Source organism: Pseudoalteromonas sp. JC28, from assembly GCF_013319255.1.
Lineage (GTDB): Bacteria > Pseudomonadota > Gammaproteobacteria > Enterobacterales > Alteromonadaceae > Pseudoalteromonas.
On the sequence record NZ_QOKX01000004.1, the window covers coordinates 155,312 to 173,300 of the forward strand.

The following is a 17,989-nucleotide window of genomic DNA, read 5'->3' on the forward strand; positions in this document are numbered from 1 at the left end:
TATCTAGCATAGTAAAAAGGTAGCCTTGGCTACCTTTTAGTTTTTAGTCTTTGTTTGCTGCTGCAAGCATTAACTCTCTATTGCGCTCTAGTTTTACCAGCATCGCATCTGCAATGGGTTTGAACTTAGCGAGCTCAGACTGAGGTAATGGTTCAGACTTTGGCAGTTTTACCGTTTTAGGATTTCGGTGTACGCCGTTCACCAAAAACTCATAGTGAAGATGAGGACCTGTCACGCGGCCAGTTGAGCCGACAGTACCAATTTTCTGCCCTTGCTTCACTTTTTGACCTGTCTTAACAGCACGCTTATTCAAATGTAAGTACTTAGTCACATACTTACTGCCGTGCTGAATAAACACATAATTACCATTGAGTTTATTGTAACCAGACTTTAGTACTTTACCATTACCAGAGGAAACCACCGGCGTGCCTACGCGTGCCGCATAGTCTATACCATTGTGAGACGATACTCGGCCAGTCACAGGGTGAAGGCGACGCGGATTGAAGCTGGAGCTGATATATTTGAAGTTAACTGGTGCTCTTAAGAAGGCTTTTTTCATGCTACGGCCTTCAGGGGTATAGAACTCGTCATCAGTATGACGAACCGCACTGTAACGCTCGCCCTGATTGATAAATTCTGCGGCAATAATTTTACCATTACCGATTTCTTCACCGTCTACATAGTGCTTTTCAAACACTAAAGCGAAAGAGTCACCCTTACGAATATCGTTTGCAAAGTCGACATCCCAACCAAAAATATCGGCGAAGTTCATTATTTGGCGTTCGCTAAGACCCGCTGAAATACCAGCGCTCCAGAAGCTGGAATTGATCTTGCCACCTGCCGATTTTTCGCGACTTTCGATTTCCTTGCTTTCGATTTTGGTTTCGTAATTACCCTCGTCGTTTAGGGTGACCAATAAGGTATCCGTTTTTGACAAGATGTATTTTAATTGAGCTAATTCACCACCATCATTGCTAGCAAAGCTAAGCACTTCTCCCGGGTGGATTTTAGTCAGCTTGCGGGTTTCTGCGTTGGTATTGACCAGATTGTGTAACGTTTTGGCAGAATAACCTGCGCGCTTAAAAATCACGGCTAGGCTGTCGCCAGACTTCACTTCGTGGTCTTTAAATTCAAATACAGGTTGTTTAGGGGCAGACTCAGGCGTGATGACTGGCGCTGCATCTAATTCAGTAAGTTGCTCTGTTTTTTCTGATATTTTTACTGGCAACTCGTAACGTTTCCCAACTTCTAAAGCTTTTCCGTCATTGTCTTTTGAAGCCGTTGCTTTTTCAGAGGGGATCAGGGCAATTCCGACCATCGCAGATAGGAAGCCGATGATGAGCACTTTGTGCTTTTTGGGGAGCTTATGAACCACATGAACCATAATGCGCCTTTTCTGCTGTCAAGAATTATTGTAGATAATATTGCAGGATATACGTAATAAACCCGTAATACCAGCGTTTTGTGCATTTAAACTCGGATAAATATAGGCTAGAATCGAGCGATTACAAGTTATAGCTGTTGGAGTGAGAATAGTGGATTTAGAAACTGCATTTGCAGAGATTAGCCGTGGTGCAGAAGAAATTCTGTTGCAGGATGAATTAAAAGAAAAGCTGAAGTCAGGTAAAAAACTACGTATTAAAGCGGGTTTCGATCCAACAGCGCCTGATTTGCATTTAGGACACACAGTGCTAATCAATAAAATGAAAACCTTTCAAGACTTAGGCCATGAGGTGATTTTCTTGATTGGTGATTTCACCGGTATGATTGGCGACCCAACGGGCAAAAATGTAACTCGTAAGCCACTCACTCGTGAAGATGTACTGGCAAATGCAGAAACATACAAAGAACAGGTTTTCAAAATCCTTGATCCTGCCAAAACCACAGTTGCATTCAATTCTGAGTGGATGGAAAAGCTTGGCACAGCCGGTATGATCAAGCTTGCTGCACGTCAAACTGTGGCACGTATGCTTGAGCGCGACGACTTTAAAAAGCGTTATGCAAATGGCCAAGCAATCGCAATCCACGAATTCTTATATCCACTGGTTCAAGGTTGGGACTCGGTTGCACTAGAGGCGGATGTTGAGCTCGGTGGTACCGATCAGCGCTTTAACCTATTAATGGGTCGTGAGCTACAAAAAGACGAAGGGCAAAAGCCGCAAACAGTACTGATGATGCCGCTACTTGAAGGCACCGACGGCGTACAGAAAATGTCTAAGTCACTAGGTAACTACATCGGTATTACTGATGCGCCAAACGACATGTTCGGTAAAGTGATGTCGATTTCTGACGATTTAATGTGGCGTTACTACGAATTGTTAAGCGCAAAAACACTGGATGATATCGCTGCACTTAAAGAAGAAGTTGCAGGCGGCCGCAACCCTCGTGACATTAAGATTGAATTTGCAAAAGAAATGATTGCTCGATTCCACAGTGAAGCTGACGCTGAAGCGGCGCATCAAGACTTTATCAAGCGTTTCCAAAAAAATGCCTTACCTGATGAGATCCCTGAAGTCACCGTAACTATTGAGGGTGAAAGCACGTTTATCACTAACTTGCTAAAAGAAGCCGGTTTAGTGGCAAGTACTTCAGAGGCGATGCGCATGATCAAGCAAGGCGCGGTTAAGCTAAATGGCGAAGATAAAGTAACAGACACAAAATTAGAAGTTGCGAAAGGTTCTTGTGAAATCTACCAAGTAGGTAAGCGTAAGTTTGCGAAAGTTACGGTAAACTAAACAAGCTAATCTACTTGTTATAGCCGAAGAGGTCAGTGTTTTACTGGCCTTTTTTGTGGTTGTTACAACATTAAGCTAGCAAAATTTATAATCACAAGCAGTAAGGCGGAAGTAGCAATAAATAGCCAGCGCATTTGATTAAGTAGCCCGAGTAAATGCTGAATATGCTCAGCTGAGGGTTGCGCTTTTGCACCTACCCGCATCACATCATAACGTTCACCAAAATAAAAGCGCGGCCCTGCGAGCTGTGTATGTAAATTTGCGGCAAAAAAGCTCAGTGCCCATCCGGTATTCGTTTGGCTAAAGTGACGGCCGTAGTATTTAATGTAGTGCCAAGTTTGCTTTGGTCTAAGTAGCAATGAAAAGCAGGTAATTAATAATCGAATGGGTACAAACTCAACGAGCCAAATCACGCGGGAAAGGCTTGTCATAAAACGGGCTGAGGGGAGCATTACTTGCCGCCAAGCATGGTCGCATAGCAGTAACAGTTTATAAAATAGCGCGAGATAGGGGCCTGCCATTAGATACAGTAAAGCAATGACAAAAAAATGGCGCAGGGTATTTAATGCGGTGCTATCTATGGTGGCTTTACAAATACCAAGCTCTGTTAGCTTCTCTACATCTCTTGCTACCATTCCTTGCAACACGGCTCTTGCGGTTACTTTTTGCTTTGACTTTATCAGCGCGGAAATACGCTTAGCACGGCTTTCATGGCTAATATCTAAGCATAAAAACAACACCAGCCCACCGAGCCAATTAGGATAAAAAGCAAAGCTAATAATCGCATAAGTTAATACGGTGATGGTTAATATAGGGAGGAGGAATCCCAGTGTGCCTGATAACAGTTGATAACTAGAAGCCGCTTTGGGGCGATAAACTTTTTCGGCAATCGCTTTAAATATAAGGCTAAGAATAAGATTAGGGTGATAAAGTGTTGATAACCTTACCCCTAGACTGGCAAAAATCGCCAGTAAGAAAATGATCAGGCCCTCATGGGCCTGAAGCAAGCTGTCGAGCACTAAAGCGTAACCTTATCCAGCTTATTAAGTAGTGCCATCACCATTTTAGAAGAGTTAACAGAAGCGACTTCTAGATACTCTTCGAATGATTGCGGTGATTCTTTGCCGGCGATATCAGATAGCGAGCGGATCACAACAAATGGCGTGTTTAAAGAATGACAAGCCTGCGCAATTGCCGCACCTTCCATTTCTACTGCTAACATCGTAGGGAAGTCTGCACGCGCCTTGTCGATGCGTACTGGGTCGCACATAAATGAGTCACCCGTACAGATCAAACCAACCATAGTTTGAATGCCTTCAAGCGCATGTACGCTTTGCTCTGCAGCTTCAACTAATTTTGTGTGCGAAGTAAACGCAGCAGGCATTTGCGGAACTTGACCAATTTCATAGCCAAACGCAGTAACATCTACGTCGTGATGACGTACTTCATTTGAAATCACCACATCGCCGACGTTTAGTGATGGTTCAAAGCCACCTGCAGAACCCGTGTTGATCACGCAATCTGGCGCAAAGTTGTCGATAAGCAAAGTTGTCGCAACCGTCGCTGCCACTTTACCAATGCCAGACTGTACAAGCGTTACGTCAAGACCAGCCAGTTTGCCGGTATAAAAAGTAAAGCCACCTTTGGTCAATGTTTGCGGGTTTTCCATGGTGTTACGCAAAATGGTAACTTCTTGCTCCATTGCGCCGATAATGCCTACTTTCATCAAAAGATTCCTAATTTGTGGTGGGGAAAGCCCCAGTGTCAAAATTGCTTTTATTATACGAAAGGGGTTTTGATAGGTAAAACAAAAAACGGGCTGACGCCCGTTTTGCTAGATTTCTGCCAACTGAGTTGACTGTGCTTTTGCCTGTGAAGGAGACAGTACCGCAGGTTTGTAGGTGCGGTTTCTGGTTTTCTTTGGCATCTCCACTTTTTGGCCAAGCTTGAATAGGATTGCCGCACGGACCTCAGCGCTTTGGTAGCCACTTTTGATTTTCATACGAATGTGTGGAATACCCGCAGATTCCAGAGCGCCACTTACAAACCAATCTTTTTGTGCTTTATGGCCGTTTTTATTGGCGTTATTGACCAAGTCAACAGCGGCAACAATTTTCAGTGTCTCTTTGTCTACCAAGACATAATCCAACTGCTTATTTTTAGCTTTAGTTACCGCAGCACGACGTGCTTTTGGAGAGATACCCGGCTTGCACTCAATCACATCAATGAGCTTAATGCGGCTAACGATTTTATATCTATCGCCAACGGCACGTTCTAATAAATGTAGAAACGATGCTTCAACGGTGGTAAAAACAGATTCTTTACGATTAAATGGATAAGGATTGCCACCCACATCGGTGTACTTAGAAGCGACAATGGAAGCAACGACCACTAGAGCCAAAATAGCAAGTAACGCAAATTCCATACAAAACTCCAAATCAAAAAAATGACATCTGTGGTTTTATAAGCAATAGCTGTGCCATAAAATTACTTTACGGCAAGTCATAAGAATTTGTGTGGTTGGCTATGGAGGTGGACTATTTGTCGTATAGGAACGTATCTGACAGTGTTAATCGCCGTGATGTATTTCAGACCTGCGTCGACTAATTAATAGTTTACTATCAATAGGAATAAACTCACTAGCGGCACGGATCAGTGAGGCGGCGGTAAGCTGCGGCACGCCGTAAACTTCGACTCGGGTATGGTATTTATCTCTGAGTTTATTCGCGAGTAAATCAAAATCACCATCGCCAGTTACTAGAATTATTACATCGGATCCTGACGCGCATTCCATGGCATCAATGGTAATGCCAACATCCCAATCACATTTTGCGGAGCCATCGGCACGTTGAATATAAGGCTTTAACTTCACCTCAAAGCCAATCGCTCGCAGGATATTTTGGAACTGCTTTTGTTTGTCGTCACCCCGTTCGCTGGAATAGGCAATGGCTTGATATACCTCGCGATTAGCCGTTGCTTTACGCCAAAATGCGTTATAGTCAAAGCCTGTTTGGTAGGCTTGCTTGGTGGTGTAATAAACATTTTGGGCGTCAACTAAAATGGTGACTTTTTCCATAATGGACTCTTAGCAATAAATTTGCTTTATGATAGCAAGATTAGCGTTTGTTTAGCCATTTACTCATCGCGGCATCATAGGCTTTTTTAATGGCACCGCCATCGCAAGGGCGAGGCGGAGTACGCCAGTTATTACTTAATCCCTCTGGTGTAGGAATACTCGGATCGAGTCTAACCTCAGTATAGCACAGGCCATTTTCACGGTAGACTTTATAATGTGGTGTGGATGCGAGTAGCTCTCTTGGCTTGCTCGCAGCACTGGTTTGATGCGCTTTAGGCACGGTGATCTGCTGCGGCTTTTTTTGGTTTTGGCTGAGTACAACGTCACTGGGAGTGCGCTCTAAAAGTTGCTGACGAAATTGAGAGATTGCTTTGCGATGGTCTAACTTTTTAGGTTGCGTGACGACTGCTGCTTTGGCTATGTGCTTGGTTGTACTTTCAACCGTAGGCTTTTTTGGTTCCGTTTGCGCAGTTTTTAGTACTTCAACCGTATCGTCCTTCAGCGTCGGTTTTAACTCCTTTACTGGCTTATCTTCAGTTATCGCTGGTGTCTCAATATGCTCCACCTTGGGCTTGGCAGGCTCAATAACCAAATAGGTTTTCATTGCCTTAATTTCTAAAGGCTTTGAGGGGATATAAATACTTTGCTGCAAATACCAGCCGAGCAGTAGATGCAGCACAATAGAGCCAATAATGGTGAAACTAATTAGGTTGTTTTGGAGCGGCCGCATTATTCTTATTAATCCTTGAGTTATGCAGAGTTAGAGCTTAATCAACGTGTAAATGTTCCCTCAATAGACGAATTATTCTGTGATTAGTTGCGCCGATATGTGTTTCAGTAAAGTTAATTCACGCAAAATGGACATCCCTTTGTTATTTGCATCAGCAAGTTTAGCTTCATTGTGGGCTATGGCTTGATTTATGTTAATCCACAAAGGTTTCATACCATTAGCAAGTTCGTAATTCTCCATTGTTGGCAGATCAAATTTGCCACATATCTCACAAACGTAGCAATAAGAAATAATATGTACATTATCATGATCTGGTTTATACCAAGGACGATACTCTTCATAGCGACCAAAAGGAGTGAGACCTGTAATGGATACTGCACCAGTTTCTTCTTTTAGCTCGCGCTCTAATGCTGCTTCTAAGCTTTCCCCCTCGTTAACGCCACCACCTGGTAAGGTGTAATCGTCATAACGTTTGGTGTAAAGCATAAGAATGTCGTTGCCTCTAAGGACTATGGCGCGAGTGGTCTCTCTGGTAAAGCAGCTGCCTTGAAGCGGAATGACTGGGGTGTTGTTTAAGCTTTGCATGGGGGTTTTAACTTCAATTTAGGTAACAAGAATGGGTTTACAAAACGATACGCCTGCGTAAAAGCGGCGTATCGCGAATGAAGATATTAAAACGGAGCAGGGTACGCTTTAAATACAGTATCAATCTCGGCTAAAGATTCTGCACATAGCGGTTGTTCAAACGCTTGAATATTTTCTTTAAGCTGTGCCATGGTTGTCGCGCCGATAATAGTTGAAGTCACGCCATCGACTTGGTTGCACCAAGCTAGCGCCAGTTGCGCTGCAGTCATATTAAATTCTTTGGCGATTTCTAAATATTTTGCAACGGCTTCTTGTGCTAGTTGCGTATCTCTAAATAAGCCTTGTCTTTGCACTAAGGTAAAGCGGCTGCCTTCAGGTCTTGCACCCCCTAAATATTTACCGCTCAACATCCCACCAGCCAGCGGCGACCAAGGTAAATAGGCAACATCTTCGTTTACGCAACTCTCAATCAAGTAAGGCCAATCTTTGGCATGTAGCAAGCTAAACTCATTTTGAATTGAAACCGGCTTAGGTAGGTTGTGTTGCATTGCCAAATTAAGGTAAGTGTGAATGCCCCAAGGCGTATCATCAGAAAGGCCCCAATGGCGAATTTTACCCGCTTGAATACAGCTCGCTAAGCCTTCTAAAATATCTAGCATACCAGCGCGTTCTTCGTCGCGGTCAAGCGCACTCAAAGGCACCATGCCAGGCCATTGTTTACCAAAATGCGGTGAAGTACGGTTTGGCCAATGTAGTTGGTAGAGGTCGATATAGTCGGTATTCAGGCGCGCTAAAGAATCGTCCACCGCTTGGATCACAGATTGTCCCGTAATAGCACCGCCTTCACGGATCCAAGGTAATCCGCTGCCTGCAATCTTGGTTGCAAGCACGAGCTTTTCGCGCTTTTCTTGGTGCCGCTTTAGCCAATTGCCAATGATGGCTTCGGTTTTACCATAGGTTTCAGGTGAGGGAGGGACCGCATACATTTCAGCGGTATCAATGAAGTTAATACCACGGCTTAGTGCATAATTGATTTGCTCGTCGGCATCATGCTGGTTGTTTTGTACGCCCCAAGTCATGCTTCCTAAACAAATGCGCGAAACTTCTAATGGGCTACTACCAAGTCGTGAGTACTTCATGCAGGCTCCTGATTGATTGCTGAATGGTTAAATATAGCCAAAGTAACGGATTTAGTACTTTGAACTGTATTGATATTGTTAGCATTATCTCTGTTTTGCAGTGCAACTTGCAACAGACATCAACACAAGTATAGCCCAGAACACTAAGGCCTATGTTCAAGATTGCAACAGTTGGAAAATTAGCACATAATAAACACTGTTTATTTAGACAGTGTTTTAACGTGCGTAAATTTATTCATATTGATATGGACGCGTTCTATGCATCGGTAGAAATGCGCGATAACCCCGAGCTTGCAAAGGTGCCGATGGCGATTGGTGGGCAGAGTCATCGTGGGGTGCTATCCACGGCTAACTATATTGCTCGGCAATATGGCGTGCGATCGGCCATGTCGAATTATCAAGCGAAAAAACTCTGCCCTCAGCTGGTGATTGTACCGGGGAGAATGGAGGTCTATAAGGCAATATCGCAACAAATTCGCGCTATTTTTACCCGCTATACTGAGCTAATTGAGCCACTGTCTTTGGATGAAGCCTATCTAGACGTCACTGAGTGTCAGCAATGTAATGGCAGTGCAACGCTTATCGCCGAGCAGATACGAGCGGATATAGTTGCAGAAACGGGCCTTACAGCTTCGGCGGGAATTGCGCCAATCAAGTTTTTAGCCAAAATTGCCAGCGATGAAAACAAGCCCAATGGTCAGTGTGTGATCCCGCCTCACCAAGTGAGCGCTTTTATTGATGTGTTACCTCTTAAAAAAATTCCAGGTGTAGGTAAAGTGACTCAACAGCGTTTGCTAGCCATGGGACTTGAGTATGGCCGAGATATTAAGGCACTGTCTGAAACTCAGTTACGCCAGTCATTTGGCAAGTTTGGCGCTGTATTATGGCGGCGTTGTCAAGGTATTGATGAGCGCCGAGTTGAGACCGATAGAGTGCGTAAATCGATAGGCGTTGAAACCACATTTGCAGAAGACACGCTCGACCTTGATACCTTAAAACAAGTCATAAAAGAAAAGTTGTTACCTGAATTGACTCGCCGAGCACAGCCTTATTTACAGCGTGGCTTTAATAAGCTTGGTGTTAAAGTGAAGTTTTACGATTTCACCCAAACCACCAAAGAATGCCAATACCAGCATATTGATTTGCCCGTTTTCGAAGAGCTATTGATTGAAGCGATGGCACGGCAAAAGTTTAAACCCGTGCGCCTCGTGGGCTTGCACTTAGGGCTAAATGAAAAGTCTAACACACAAGCTCAACTGGGACTTTTTGATGGCTAATTCAGACCTACCTAGACTAAAAGATAACTGCAATTAGTTTATTTTGTGCTAGCTTCGAAGTTGTCGTGCAACAAACTAATCACGCGAACTGCGTGTAATTAAAACAACAAGAGGTAAGCATTATGCAATCCATAATGATCGTACTCTTCGGCATCATAGGGATGTTATTTGGATGGTTTGTCTATTCCAAATTTATTGCTGAAAAAATATTTAAAATGGATGACAACTTTGTCACGCCGGCTCATGAGCTTGAGGATGGCGTGGACTATGTTCCCACTAACAAAGTGGTATTGTGGGGGCATCACTTTACTTCAGTCGCAGGTGCTGCACCAATTGTAGGTCCAGCCATCGCTGTTTATTGGGGCTGGGTGCCTGCAGTGCTTTGGGTTGTATTCGGTACCATATTCTTTGCGGGTGTTCACGATATGGGCGCGCTGTGGGCAAGTGCTCGCCATAAAGGCAAGTCGATGGGCGCGTTGTCTGAAAGCGTAATTGGCAAGCGCACACGTTCATTGTTTATGATAGTGGTCTTCCTTGTACTGCTCATGGTAAATGCCGTGTTCGGCGTGGTGATCGCAAACTCCTTCGTGGGTAACCCAAATGCGGTATTCCCCGCTTGGTCTGCTATCGTCGTGGCACTTATCATCGGCCAATTGCTGAAACGAAAAGTGCCGCTAGTACCGCTCTGTATTATCGGGGTTATTGTGCTCTACGCGACCATTTATATGGGCAGTAGTATGCCGATTACCTTACCAACCGAAATGTTTGGTTTAAGCGACAAAGCCAATTGGATCATCATTCTGTTTATCTATGCTGCCGTAGCGTCATTGTTACCGGTTTGGATGCTATTACAACCTCGTGACTTTATTAACGGCATGCAGCTGTTAGTGGGGTTGATCCTGCTTTATGGTGCGGTATTTGTTGTCATGCCAGATATCACTGCGCCTGCGTTTAATACCCAAACGGTAGAAAACACCCCGAGTATTATCCCCTTGCTGTTTGTGACTATTGCTTGTGGTGCGGTATCAGGTTTCCACGGTATTGTTTCGTCGGGAACGAGTTCAAAACAACTAGACAAAGAAAAAGACGGTCGTTTTGTCGGCTACTTAGGTGCAGTTGGTGAAGGCTCACTAGCACTTATCACTTTGGTCGCCGTGAGTGGTGTGATGCTCGCAGTATCACCTGAAGAGTGGCACGAAATTTATAGCCACCTTGGTGCTGGCAGTGTATCAGCCTTTATTAACGGTGGCTCAAATCTTATCAGTACAGGTTGGGGACTACCAGTCGAGATCGCATCAACTTTACTTGCCGTTATGGTTGTACTTTTTGCAGGCACTACCATGGATTCTGGCGTTAGACTTCAGCGTTATATTATTCAAGAGTGGGGTGAGATCTATAACATCAAGTTCCTGAACAACGGTATCATCGCGACTTTGTTGGCCGTTGCATGTTGTTTGCTACTCGCCTTTGGCGCTGGTGGCGCATCGGGTAGTGGTGGTATGGTGATTTGGCCGCTGTTTGGTTCAACCAACCAAATCTTGGCAAGCTTAACCTTGTTGGTTATCTCTGTGTATCTTATCAAACTAGGGCGTCCCGCTAAGTACACCTTGATCCCTATGGTATTTGTGCTGGTGATGGCGTTTTTTGCCGGAGTGATCAAGCTAGGTGAATACTATCAAAAAGGCAATTGGCTGTTGGTTGTGCTTGACGTTATCGTGCTGGTGGTCAGTATTTTGGTGATGTTAGAAGCTTGGTCTGTGATCAGCAAAACCAAAGCGAAACCAGATGAAGCCCGTGATATGTCGTAGTTCCCTTGGAACTTGACCACAAATCACCTATAGTCGGCCCTAATTCTAATATAGAAAAGGGCCGTTTTTATGTCTTTTCCAATCGCATTACCTTGTAACACCCTATTTGAAAGCGATGCAGATGCTATCGTTGTTGTTACTCATGATATTCAAAACCTTGGCAGTGCGGAGCTTGACGAAGTTGCTGCACCATTTTTAACTGTAGATGCGCGCATTGCGCAAAAGGCAAGCCTGCTTGTTTCAGACAAAGTACCTGGCAAGCGCTTGGTGATTGCGCCAACCGGACCAATCGACAGAGATTACGATGACGTTCGCCGTTACTTTGAAGCGGCAAAGGCTGGTATTTTAGAAGCGAAAGCGGCTGGTGCGGTAAAACCTGTGCTTGCTGTTGTAAATGTGCCTGCCGATGCTCGTTACGAAAATGCGCGTGCAGTCAGCTTTTTAGGTGCTTGCCAAGGCTTATGGCAGCCATTAGAAGCACGTGAGTACCGTGGCGAAGTGATTGAACCAATCGAAGCGATTTATGTTTTTGAAGCGTCATCACAATGCTGCGATCAACTAAGCGCAATCGCTGCAGGCCAATATGCTGCGCGTGATCTGTGTGGCACAGAACCTGAGCGCATGGCACCGCCTCGTTTTGCTGACTACTGTGTTGAGCTGTTCCAAGGTTCAGCGGTAAACGTTGAGGTTATCGCTGATCGTAAAATTATGGATGAACAGTATCCACTCTTAAGCACGGTAGCGCGTGCCTCTTACGCCGTTGAGCGCCACCATCCTCGTGTTGTAAAAATGGCATACGAGCCTGAAGGTGACGTCGAACGTACTCTTATCTTTGTTGGCAAAGGTCTTGTGTACGATACTGGCGGTGCAGACTTGAAAGTGGGCGGTTTTATGGCCGGCATGAGCCGTGATAAAGGCGGTGCGGCGTCAGTGGTTGGTTTTATGGAAGCGGTTGCTAAGTACCAACCAAAAGGTATTAAGGTAATTGCTTATCTTGCCGTGGTTCGTAACTCGATTGGTTCTGACTGTTTCGTGCCGGATGAAATCATTGAGAGCAGAGAAGGCGTTCGCGTTCGTATTGGTAACACTGATGCGGAAGGTCGCTTGGCGATGGGTGACTTACTCAGCGAAGCGAAAGACTTAGCTCTGGGTGAGAAAAACCCTGAGATCTTTACGGTTGCAACACTGACAGGTCATGCAGCGCGCGCCATGGGCCCTTACAGTGCCTATGTTGAGAATGGTCCTGCACGAGCAGCACAAGTATCTCGCAAGATTGCAGATATGGGCGACCTATGGGCTGACTGCGCGGAAGTATCGCGTAGCCGACGCGAAGACTATGACTTTGTAAAACCACGCACCCTTGCGGATGATGTGCTATCGAGCAACAACGCTCCATCGGCGGTTACCGCTCGTGGTCACCAATTTCCAATGGCATTTTTGGCAATTGTTGGTGGCTTAGACAAGCATGGTTGTAATGCAGAATTGCCAATTCCGTATGTACATATGGATATTGCAGGTAGCGGCGTTGAAGGTGGCGACTGGCAGCATGGCAAACCAACCGCTGCAACCGTTGCAAGCTTGTTTGCTCGGTATTGTATTTAATACCAATTGAATTAATTCTCTAATCAATTTGAAGGGTGAAATAGCGTATTAGCTTCGTTAAAAATTTCTCATTTAGAACAACTAAATAGCAAAATTTTTGCCTTGCTACTAAAGCTATTTTCCTGCTTCAAGATAGATCATTTACTTAATACAACTGGTATAAGATTGATAAAAGGGAAGCATTGCAGCTTCCCTTTTTGGTTGGGTAAACTAAGTAGTGGGTTATTTAGGGGCTAGTCCTCTGCGTTTTAATAGCGCTTCAGTCGTTGGCTCTTTTCCGCGGAATGCTTTGTAAGAGTCGATTACAGGTCTTGAGTTACCAACCGATAAAATATGTTTACGATATTTTTCGCCATTTTCAAGTTTAAGGCCACCGAGCTTTTGTACGTATGCATAGGCGTCGGCTGCTAATATTTCACTCCACATATAAGCATAGTAACCAGCAGAATAGCCGCCTCCCATAGAGTGCGCAAAAAATGCTGATTTATAACGCGGTGGAACGTAATCGAGGGCGACTCCATGCTTCTTCAGTGCCGCTTGTTCAAATTCATTGATATCAGTGGGTGCATGCTCAGGTGAAATTGTATGCCACTCCATATCTAAGAGCGCAGATGCCATGTACTCCAATGTATCGTAGCCCATATTAAAAGTTCGTGAGCGGATCACTTTATCAAGCAGTGTTTTTGGGATAGGTTCCCCGGTTTGGTAATGCTTTGCATAGTTACTGATAACTTCAGGGTGTGCAGCCCAGTCTTCCTCAAAGGTTGAGGGAAACTCAACAAAATCACGAGAAACAGCGGTTCCAGCAAGACTCGGATATTTTACGTCAGAAAACATCCCATGTAAGCCATGTCCCATTTCGTGAAACATAGTTGTCACTTCACTGTAGCTTACAAAGGTTGGTTCACCATCAGGTGCCTTTGCAATATTCATGACATTGATAACCACAGGCTTTTGGTTTAATAACTTAGATTGCCCTACAAATGAATTCATCCAAGCTCCACCACGTTTACCTTCTCTTGCAAAATAGTCGGCAAAGAATATCGCGAGGCTTTCACCATTGTTATCGATCAGTTCATAAGCCTTAACATCTGGATGATACACGGGTAAGTCAGGGCGAGCTTTGAAACTTACGCCGTACAGCTTATTCATAGTATAAAAAACACCATTTTCTAAGACGTTATTAAATTCGAAGTACTTTTTCACTTCTGTTTCGTCTAAGTCATAACGAGATTGACGAACTTTTTCAGCGTAGTATGCCCAGTCCCAAGGTTTGATGTCGAACGAGTGCCCTTCGCTTTGAATAAACGTTTTAATATCTGCTGCTTCCTTTTCCACGTTGGAAACAACGGCCGGCACCATGCTGCCAAGCATGTCATAAACTGCTTTAGGGTTTCCAGCCATTTGCTTTTCTAGGCCGTAGTCTGCCCAGCTTTTATACCCTAACAGCGCTGCTTTTTCGGCCCTTAACTGTGCCAGCCGGATGATAATTTGAGTATTGTCATTATCACCTGACTGAGCACGATAAGCAGAAGCTTGCCAAATCTGTTGCCTAAGTGCTCGGTTGGTTAAAGACGCTAAAATAGGTTGGCGAGTTGTGTTGGTAATACCGATTAAGTACTTGTCTTTATGTCCTGCAGCTTCAGCCGCACGTTTAGTGGCAAGAATTTGTCTTTCTGTTAAACCGTCCAATGCGGCTTTATCATCAACAATCACTGATATGGCAGACGTTTCTGCTAATAGGTTTTGTGAAAACTGGGTAGTCAGAGATGAATGCTCTTCATTGATTTTGCGAATTTTCTCCTTATCTTCAGCACTTAGTTTTGCGCCAGCTCGCACAAAGTTGGTGTAGTAAACATCCAATAAACGCTTTGATTCTGAGTCTAGTTCGAGTGTGTTGCGATTATCATAAAGCGACTTTATACGATCAAATAATGCGGCGTTCAAATTGATGTTATCGCGGTGTTCTGCGAGCATTGGGGCTAGTTCTTTTTGTAATTGACGACGCTTTACTGAGCTATCAGTGCCTATTAAGTTAAAAAATACGCTACTGGTTCGCTTTAGCAGTGCACCACTTTTTTCCATTGCAACTAAGGTGTTTTCAAACGTAGGCGTTGCAGGGTTAGTTGCAATACGCGCGATTTCTTTGAGGTGCTCTGCCATACCCAACTTAAATGCAGGCATAAAATGTTCATCTTTGATCTGGTCAAACATTGGGGTTTGGTAGATTAAAGTACTGGCGTTGAACAGTGGATTGTGATGGACTGATTCACTTTTCTTAGGCACGCTAGATGCCACCTCCGTTGTATAATTTGAACAACCAGAGACAAAAAGCGTGGAGTAAATCGCAACGGCGATGATGGTCTTTTTCATAAACTTCTCAGTATTTGTTGTAATGTTATAGTGTATCTATTGTGTGTTTGTAGTTGTGTTTTATCGCATAATAATGGCAGTATCATGATTCTTGCATCTTAGGCAGATAAGTGTTTCTTAAGTCAGTTTTTGGGCCGGAAACTTATTATCAATGGCGACAGCATTGTGAGCATGCAAACTTTCTTGGTGTTCAATTTTGAACCAATAATCAACAAACTGTGTGTTTTGCTCTAAAAATTGTTTGACTCGTCGTGCGGCATCTTCACAAAACATTAGATTTTCTGCATTTAGCTTCGCAAATGCTTGTTCATCTTCACGTTTTACCGCAGTTTGAACTGGCGTGCCAATGGCCTGTTCTAGCGCTTTTATAAGGTTTGGAATGAGTGGCAACGTCCGTTCTGTTAGTTTTACTGTTACGTAAGCGAAAGAGCGCTGGCTATGAGGTGTGGCAATGCTCCCTTTTAGAGAGGTTATCCACGTCATTAGTTCGTGTTTTGAAATCACCTCTTGGGAAAACTGTTCTTCGATCTCTTCACTTAATGCTTGTCTAGAAAGCGCCGCTGAACAAGGGCAGGTACTTGAATAGGCAATAGTAAGTGATAACTCATAGCTAAGCTCTGAGTTTATATACTCACAATTAAGCGTGATAGGGTAACTTTGATAGCCGAATTGATCGCTCAACAATGCTGGTTTATCTATAGTTACTTCAAACTGTAACTCAAGCTTGGCTGCTTTGCTCAACCCTTGTTGAGATTGAACGGACTCCTTTAATAACGCTTCAATCGTTTTAATATTCAAAGGAGTCGTACTTAGTATCTCTCTCAAGCGAATGTATAACCGGGACATATGGATCCCTTTTGCCTCAGGTTTATCAAGGCTAACAAAAATATTTGCAAGAGCGTTAACCCTTTGGTGAGAGGTGCTTGATATTTCCACTTCTAAAGGTATGGCAATTTTTTCCATACCCACCCACTTTAGCGGTAAGGCTGTTGTTGCAAGCTGCCCAGAGGCAACATCAGGTAAAGATACTGTCATATTTATTTCCGACGAGGTTTCTAGGGCCTGTTGATCTTTGCTGTTTGATTTTTGTTCTCCTGAGTGTGTTTTGGTCGCGACGCTCGACTTGCCGCCTAGTAATCTAGGCAAAAGTTGAGCAACAATGAACAAAGCGCACTCAGGTGAACCCAAAGGGCAGCGCTTGATTAGCATTTCTACTGTGTTATCGCCTGACTCACATAGAATAACTATGCTACGCAGGCTCTGCCTTGTACAAATACCAATCAAACTGCTGCAAAAACAAACTTGAAAGGTAAACATGCCCTAGCGATTAAAAATTAGTGGCATAGCGGCTGTGGGTGTATTAAGCGGTTGTTGGCCGTCATAAACGAGACTGCCATTCACCCAAGTTTTTAAAACTTTTGCTGAAAAACGGTGACCGTCGAATGGGGTCCAGCCACAGTGATAGTGTGTTTTCTGATGGCAAGTGGGTGTTTCGTGATGAGGGTTCACGAGCACTAAGTCAGCATAGTATCCTTCGCGAATAAAGCCTCTATCTACAATGTGATACCTTAACGCTGGATTATGTGCAATTTTCTCAACGAGCTGCTCTATAGATAAACGCTGATGATGCACATGGTCGAGCAAGCTTAATAATGCATGTTCAACTAAAGGCAAACCCGCAGGTGCTTGCTGGTAGGGGAGTTGCTTTTCTTGCCAAGTATGAGGCGCGTGATCAGTAGCAATAATATCTATTTGATTATTTCGCACTGCTGCTAACAAAGCATCACGATCGCTTTTCGCTTTAATCGCTGGATTGCATTTTATTAGGTTACCCTGCAGTGCGTAATCTTCTTGACTGAACCACAAATGATGAACACATGCCTCTGCCGTAATATGTTTGTCGCGAATATCGCCTGAAGGGAATAAGCTCAATTCTTTTTCTGTTGTGATATGCAGTACATGTAAATCGCTACGATATTGTTTCGCTAAAGATACAGCGTACGAAGAGGATGAATAACACGCTTCGGCGTCACGAATGATGGGGTGATCTTGAATTGTTAAACTGCCACTGCGTCCTATGCACATGGATAAGTTCTTTTCAATCACTCTTCCATCTTCACAATGGGTGACAATTAGGGTTGGACTTTCTCTGAAAATTGCGTCGAGTGCTTGTGGATGCTCAACGAGTAGATCGCCTGTTGATGCCCCCATAAAAACTTTAACACCGCAGTACTTCTTCGCATCTAAACGTTTTATTTGTTCTAAATTATCTTCGGTTGCCCCTAAGTAGAAACCATAGTTTGCCAGCGAGCTTCTAGACGCAATCGCGTATTTCTGTTCAAGAGCTTCAATGGTTGTAGTCGCAGGGCTTACGTTTGGCATTTCCATATAGCTGGTGATACCACCTGCCACAGCAGCTCTGGATTCTGAGGCTATATTACCCTTCTGTGTTAAGCCGGGCTCACGGAAATGTACTTGGTCGTCTATCATTCCAGGGAGTAGAAAATAACCTGTCGCATCCACAATATAGTCATTTGGCTGCGCAGTTATTGAGCTTGCAATTTTATTTATTCTGTTTTCAACGATAAGTACATCACATACTTGTGATTGATTCTCGTTGACCACAATTGCATTTTTTATCAGTGTGTTTTTCATATTATAGGG

15 protein-coding genes are annotated in these 17,989 nt (G+C 44.0%); 4 read left to right on the plus strand and 11 right to left on the minus strand.

Features of this window, described 5'->3' with window-relative positions; genetic code table 11:
* Positions 1–43 precede the first annotated feature (43 nt).
* The gene (locus DS891_RS10550) at positions 44–1,384 is read right to left on the minus strand and encodes a peptidoglycan DD-metalloendopeptidase family protein (RefSeq protein ID WP_174169763.1); all 1,341 of its coding nucleotides are present in this window, start codon (positions 1,382–1,384) and stop codon (positions 44–46) included.
* A gap of 151 nt (positions 1,385–1,535) precedes the next feature.
* Here DS891_RS10550 and tyrS point away from each other — a divergent pair, with 151 nt between their 5' ends.
* The gene (gene tyrS / locus DS891_RS10555) at positions 1,536–2,735 is read left to right on the plus strand and encodes a tyrosine--tRNA ligase (RefSeq protein WP_102057449.1); all 1,200 of its coding nucleotides are present in this window, start codon (positions 1,536–1,538) and stop codon (positions 2,733–2,735) included.
* Positions 2,736–2,797: 62 nt separating this feature from the next.
* Here tyrS and DS891_RS10560 read toward each other — a convergent pair whose 3' ends face one another.
* The 7 genes from DS891_RS10560 to DS891_RS10590 all read right to left on the minus strand — a co-directional run bounded on the left by DS891_RS10560 (position 2,798) and on the right by DS891_RS10590 (position 8,265).
* On the minus strand, positions 2,798–3,754 hold the full coding sequence (locus tag DS891_RS10560) for a cobalamin biosynthesis protein (protein ID WP_174169764.1): 957 nt from the start codon (positions 3,752–3,754) through the stop codon (positions 2,798–2,800).
* Positions 3,754–4,461, minus strand: coding sequence for a 5'-methylthioadenosine/S-adenosylhomocysteine nucleosidase (mtnN, locus tag DS891_RS10565; RefSeq protein WP_010605978.1), 708 nt, complete (start codon positions 4,459–4,461; stop codon positions 3,754–3,756). The genes DS891_RS10560 and mtnN overlap by 1 nt, the downstream gene beginning before the upstream one ends.
* Positions 4,462–4,569: 108 nt before the next feature.
* Positions 4,570–5,160: a DUF2726 domain-containing protein gene (locus DS891_RS10570; RefSeq protein ID WP_010605979.1), complete on the minus strand. Its 591-nt coding sequence runs from the start codon at positions 5,158–5,160 to the stop codon at positions 4,570–4,572.
* 144 nt (positions 5,161–5,304) lie between these two features.
* The gene (locus tag DS891_RS10575) at positions 5,305–5,811 is read right to left on the minus strand and encodes an NYN domain-containing protein (RefSeq protein WP_010605980.1); all 507 of its coding nucleotides are present in this window, start codon (positions 5,809–5,811) and stop codon (positions 5,305–5,307) included.
* Positions 5,812–5,851: 40 nt separating this feature from the next.
* Positions 5,852–6,541, minus strand: coding sequence for a hypothetical protein (locus tag DS891_RS10580; RefSeq protein WP_174169765.1), 690 nt, complete (start codon positions 6,539–6,541; stop codon positions 5,852–5,854).
* A 72-nt stretch (positions 6,542–6,613) separates the two neighbouring features.
* Positions 6,614–7,126: an NUDIX hydrolase gene (locus DS891_RS10585; protein WP_010605982.1), complete on the minus strand. Its 513-nt coding sequence runs from the start codon at positions 7,124–7,126 to the stop codon at positions 6,614–6,616.
* A gap of 86 nt (positions 7,127–7,212) precedes the next feature.
* A complete protein-coding gene (locus DS891_RS10590; protein ID WP_174169766.1) occupies positions 7,213–8,265 on the minus strand; it encodes an aldo/keto reductase in 1,053 nt (350 codons plus the stop codon).
* A 152-nt stretch (positions 8,266–8,417) separates the two neighbouring features.
* Here DS891_RS10590 and dinB point away from each other — a divergent pair, with 152 nt between their 5' ends.
* The 3 genes from dinB (at position 8,418) to DS891_RS10605 (ending at position 12,952) form a co-directional block, all read left to right on the plus strand.
* Complete coding sequence (dinB, locus tag DS891_RS10595) at positions 8,418–9,542, plus strand: DNA polymerase IV (RefSeq protein WP_174169767.1); 1,125 nt, start codon at positions 8,418–8,420, stop codon at positions 9,540–9,542.
* A 122-nt stretch (positions 9,543–9,664) separates the two neighbouring features.
* Positions 9,665–11,350, plus strand: a complete 1,686-nt coding sequence (locus DS891_RS10600; protein WP_010374688.1) for a carbon starvation protein A — start codon at positions 9,665–9,667, stop codon at positions 11,348–11,350.
* A 69-nt stretch (positions 11,351–11,419) separates the two neighbouring features.
* Positions 11,420–12,952, plus strand: a complete 1,533-nt coding sequence (locus tag DS891_RS10605; protein WP_174169768.1) for a leucyl aminopeptidase family protein — start codon at positions 11,420–11,422, stop codon at positions 12,950–12,952.
* Positions 12,953–13,174: 222 nt separating this feature from the next.
* Here DS891_RS10605 and DS891_RS10610 read toward each other — a convergent pair whose 3' ends face one another.
* From DS891_RS10610 to DS891_RS10620, 3 genes are all read right to left on the minus strand, one after another.
* Complete coding sequence (locus DS891_RS10610; protein WP_174169769.1) at positions 13,175–15,325, minus strand: M3 family metallopeptidase; 2,151 nt, start codon at positions 15,323–15,325, stop codon at positions 13,175–13,177.
* Between the two features lie 117 nt (positions 15,326–15,442).
* Positions 15,443–16,360 carry a GTP cyclohydrolase FolE2 gene (gene folE2 / locus DS891_RS10615; RefSeq protein WP_174169770.1) on the minus strand — a complete coding sequence of 306 codons (918 nt, stop codon included), beginning with the start codon at positions 16,358–16,360 and terminating at the stop codon, positions 15,443–15,445.
* Between the two features lie 285 nt (positions 16,361–16,645).
* Positions 16,646–17,980: a dihydroorotase gene (locus DS891_RS10620; RefSeq protein WP_174169771.1), complete on the minus strand. Its 1,335-nt coding sequence runs from the start codon at positions 17,978–17,980 to the stop codon at positions 16,646–16,648.
* Positions 17,981–17,989: the final 9 nt, after the last annotated feature.

Coding starts and splice junctions, on each gene's coding strand:
- DS891_RS10550 (WP_174169763.1), bottom strand. CDS start 1,384: ATGGTTCATGTGGTTCATAAGCTCCCCAAAAAGCACAAAGTGCTCATC.
- mtnN (WP_010605978.1), bottom strand. CDS start 4,461: ATGAAAGTAGGCATTATCGGCGCAATGGAGCAAGAAGTTACCATTTTG.
- DS891_RS10570 (WP_010605979.1), bottom strand. CDS start 5,160: ATGGAATTTGCGTTACTTGCTATTTTGGCTCTAGTGGTCGTTGCTTCC.
- DS891_RS10575 (WP_010605980.1), bottom strand. CDS start 5,811: ATGGAAAAAGTCACCATTTTAGTTGACGCCCAAAATGTTTATTACACC.
- DS891_RS10580 (WP_174169765.1), bottom strand. CDS start 6,541: ATGCGGCCGCTCCAAAACAACCTAATTAGTTTCACCATTATTGGCTCT.
- DS891_RS10585 (WP_010605982.1), bottom strand. CDS start 7,126: ATGCAAAGCTTAAACAACACCCCAGTCATTCCGCTTCAAGGCAGCTGC.
- DS891_RS10590 (WP_174169766.1), bottom strand. CDS start 8,265: ATGAAGTACTCACGACTTGGTAGTAGCCCATTAGAAGTTTCGCGCATT.
- dinB (WP_174169767.1), top strand. CDS start 8,418: ATGTTCAAGATTGCAACAGTTGGAAAATTAGCACATAATAAACACTGT.
- DS891_RS10600 (WP_010374688.1), top strand. CDS start 9,665: ATGCAATCCATAATGATCGTACTCTTCGGCATCATAGGGATGTTATTT.
- DS891_RS10605 (WP_174169768.1), top strand. CDS start 11,420: ATGTCTTTTCCAATCGCATTACCTTGTAACACCCTATTTGAAAGCGAT.
- DS891_RS10610 (WP_174169769.1), bottom strand. CDS start 15,325: ATGAAAAAGACCATCATCGCCGTTGCGATTTACTCCACGCTTTTTGTC.
- folE2 (WP_174169770.1), bottom strand. CDS start 16,360: ATGACAGTATCTTTACCTGATGTTGCCTCTGGGCAGCTTGCAACAACA.
- DS891_RS10620 (WP_174169771.1), bottom strand. CDS start 17,980: ATGAAAAACACACTGATAAAAAATGCAATTGTGGTCAACGAGAATCAA.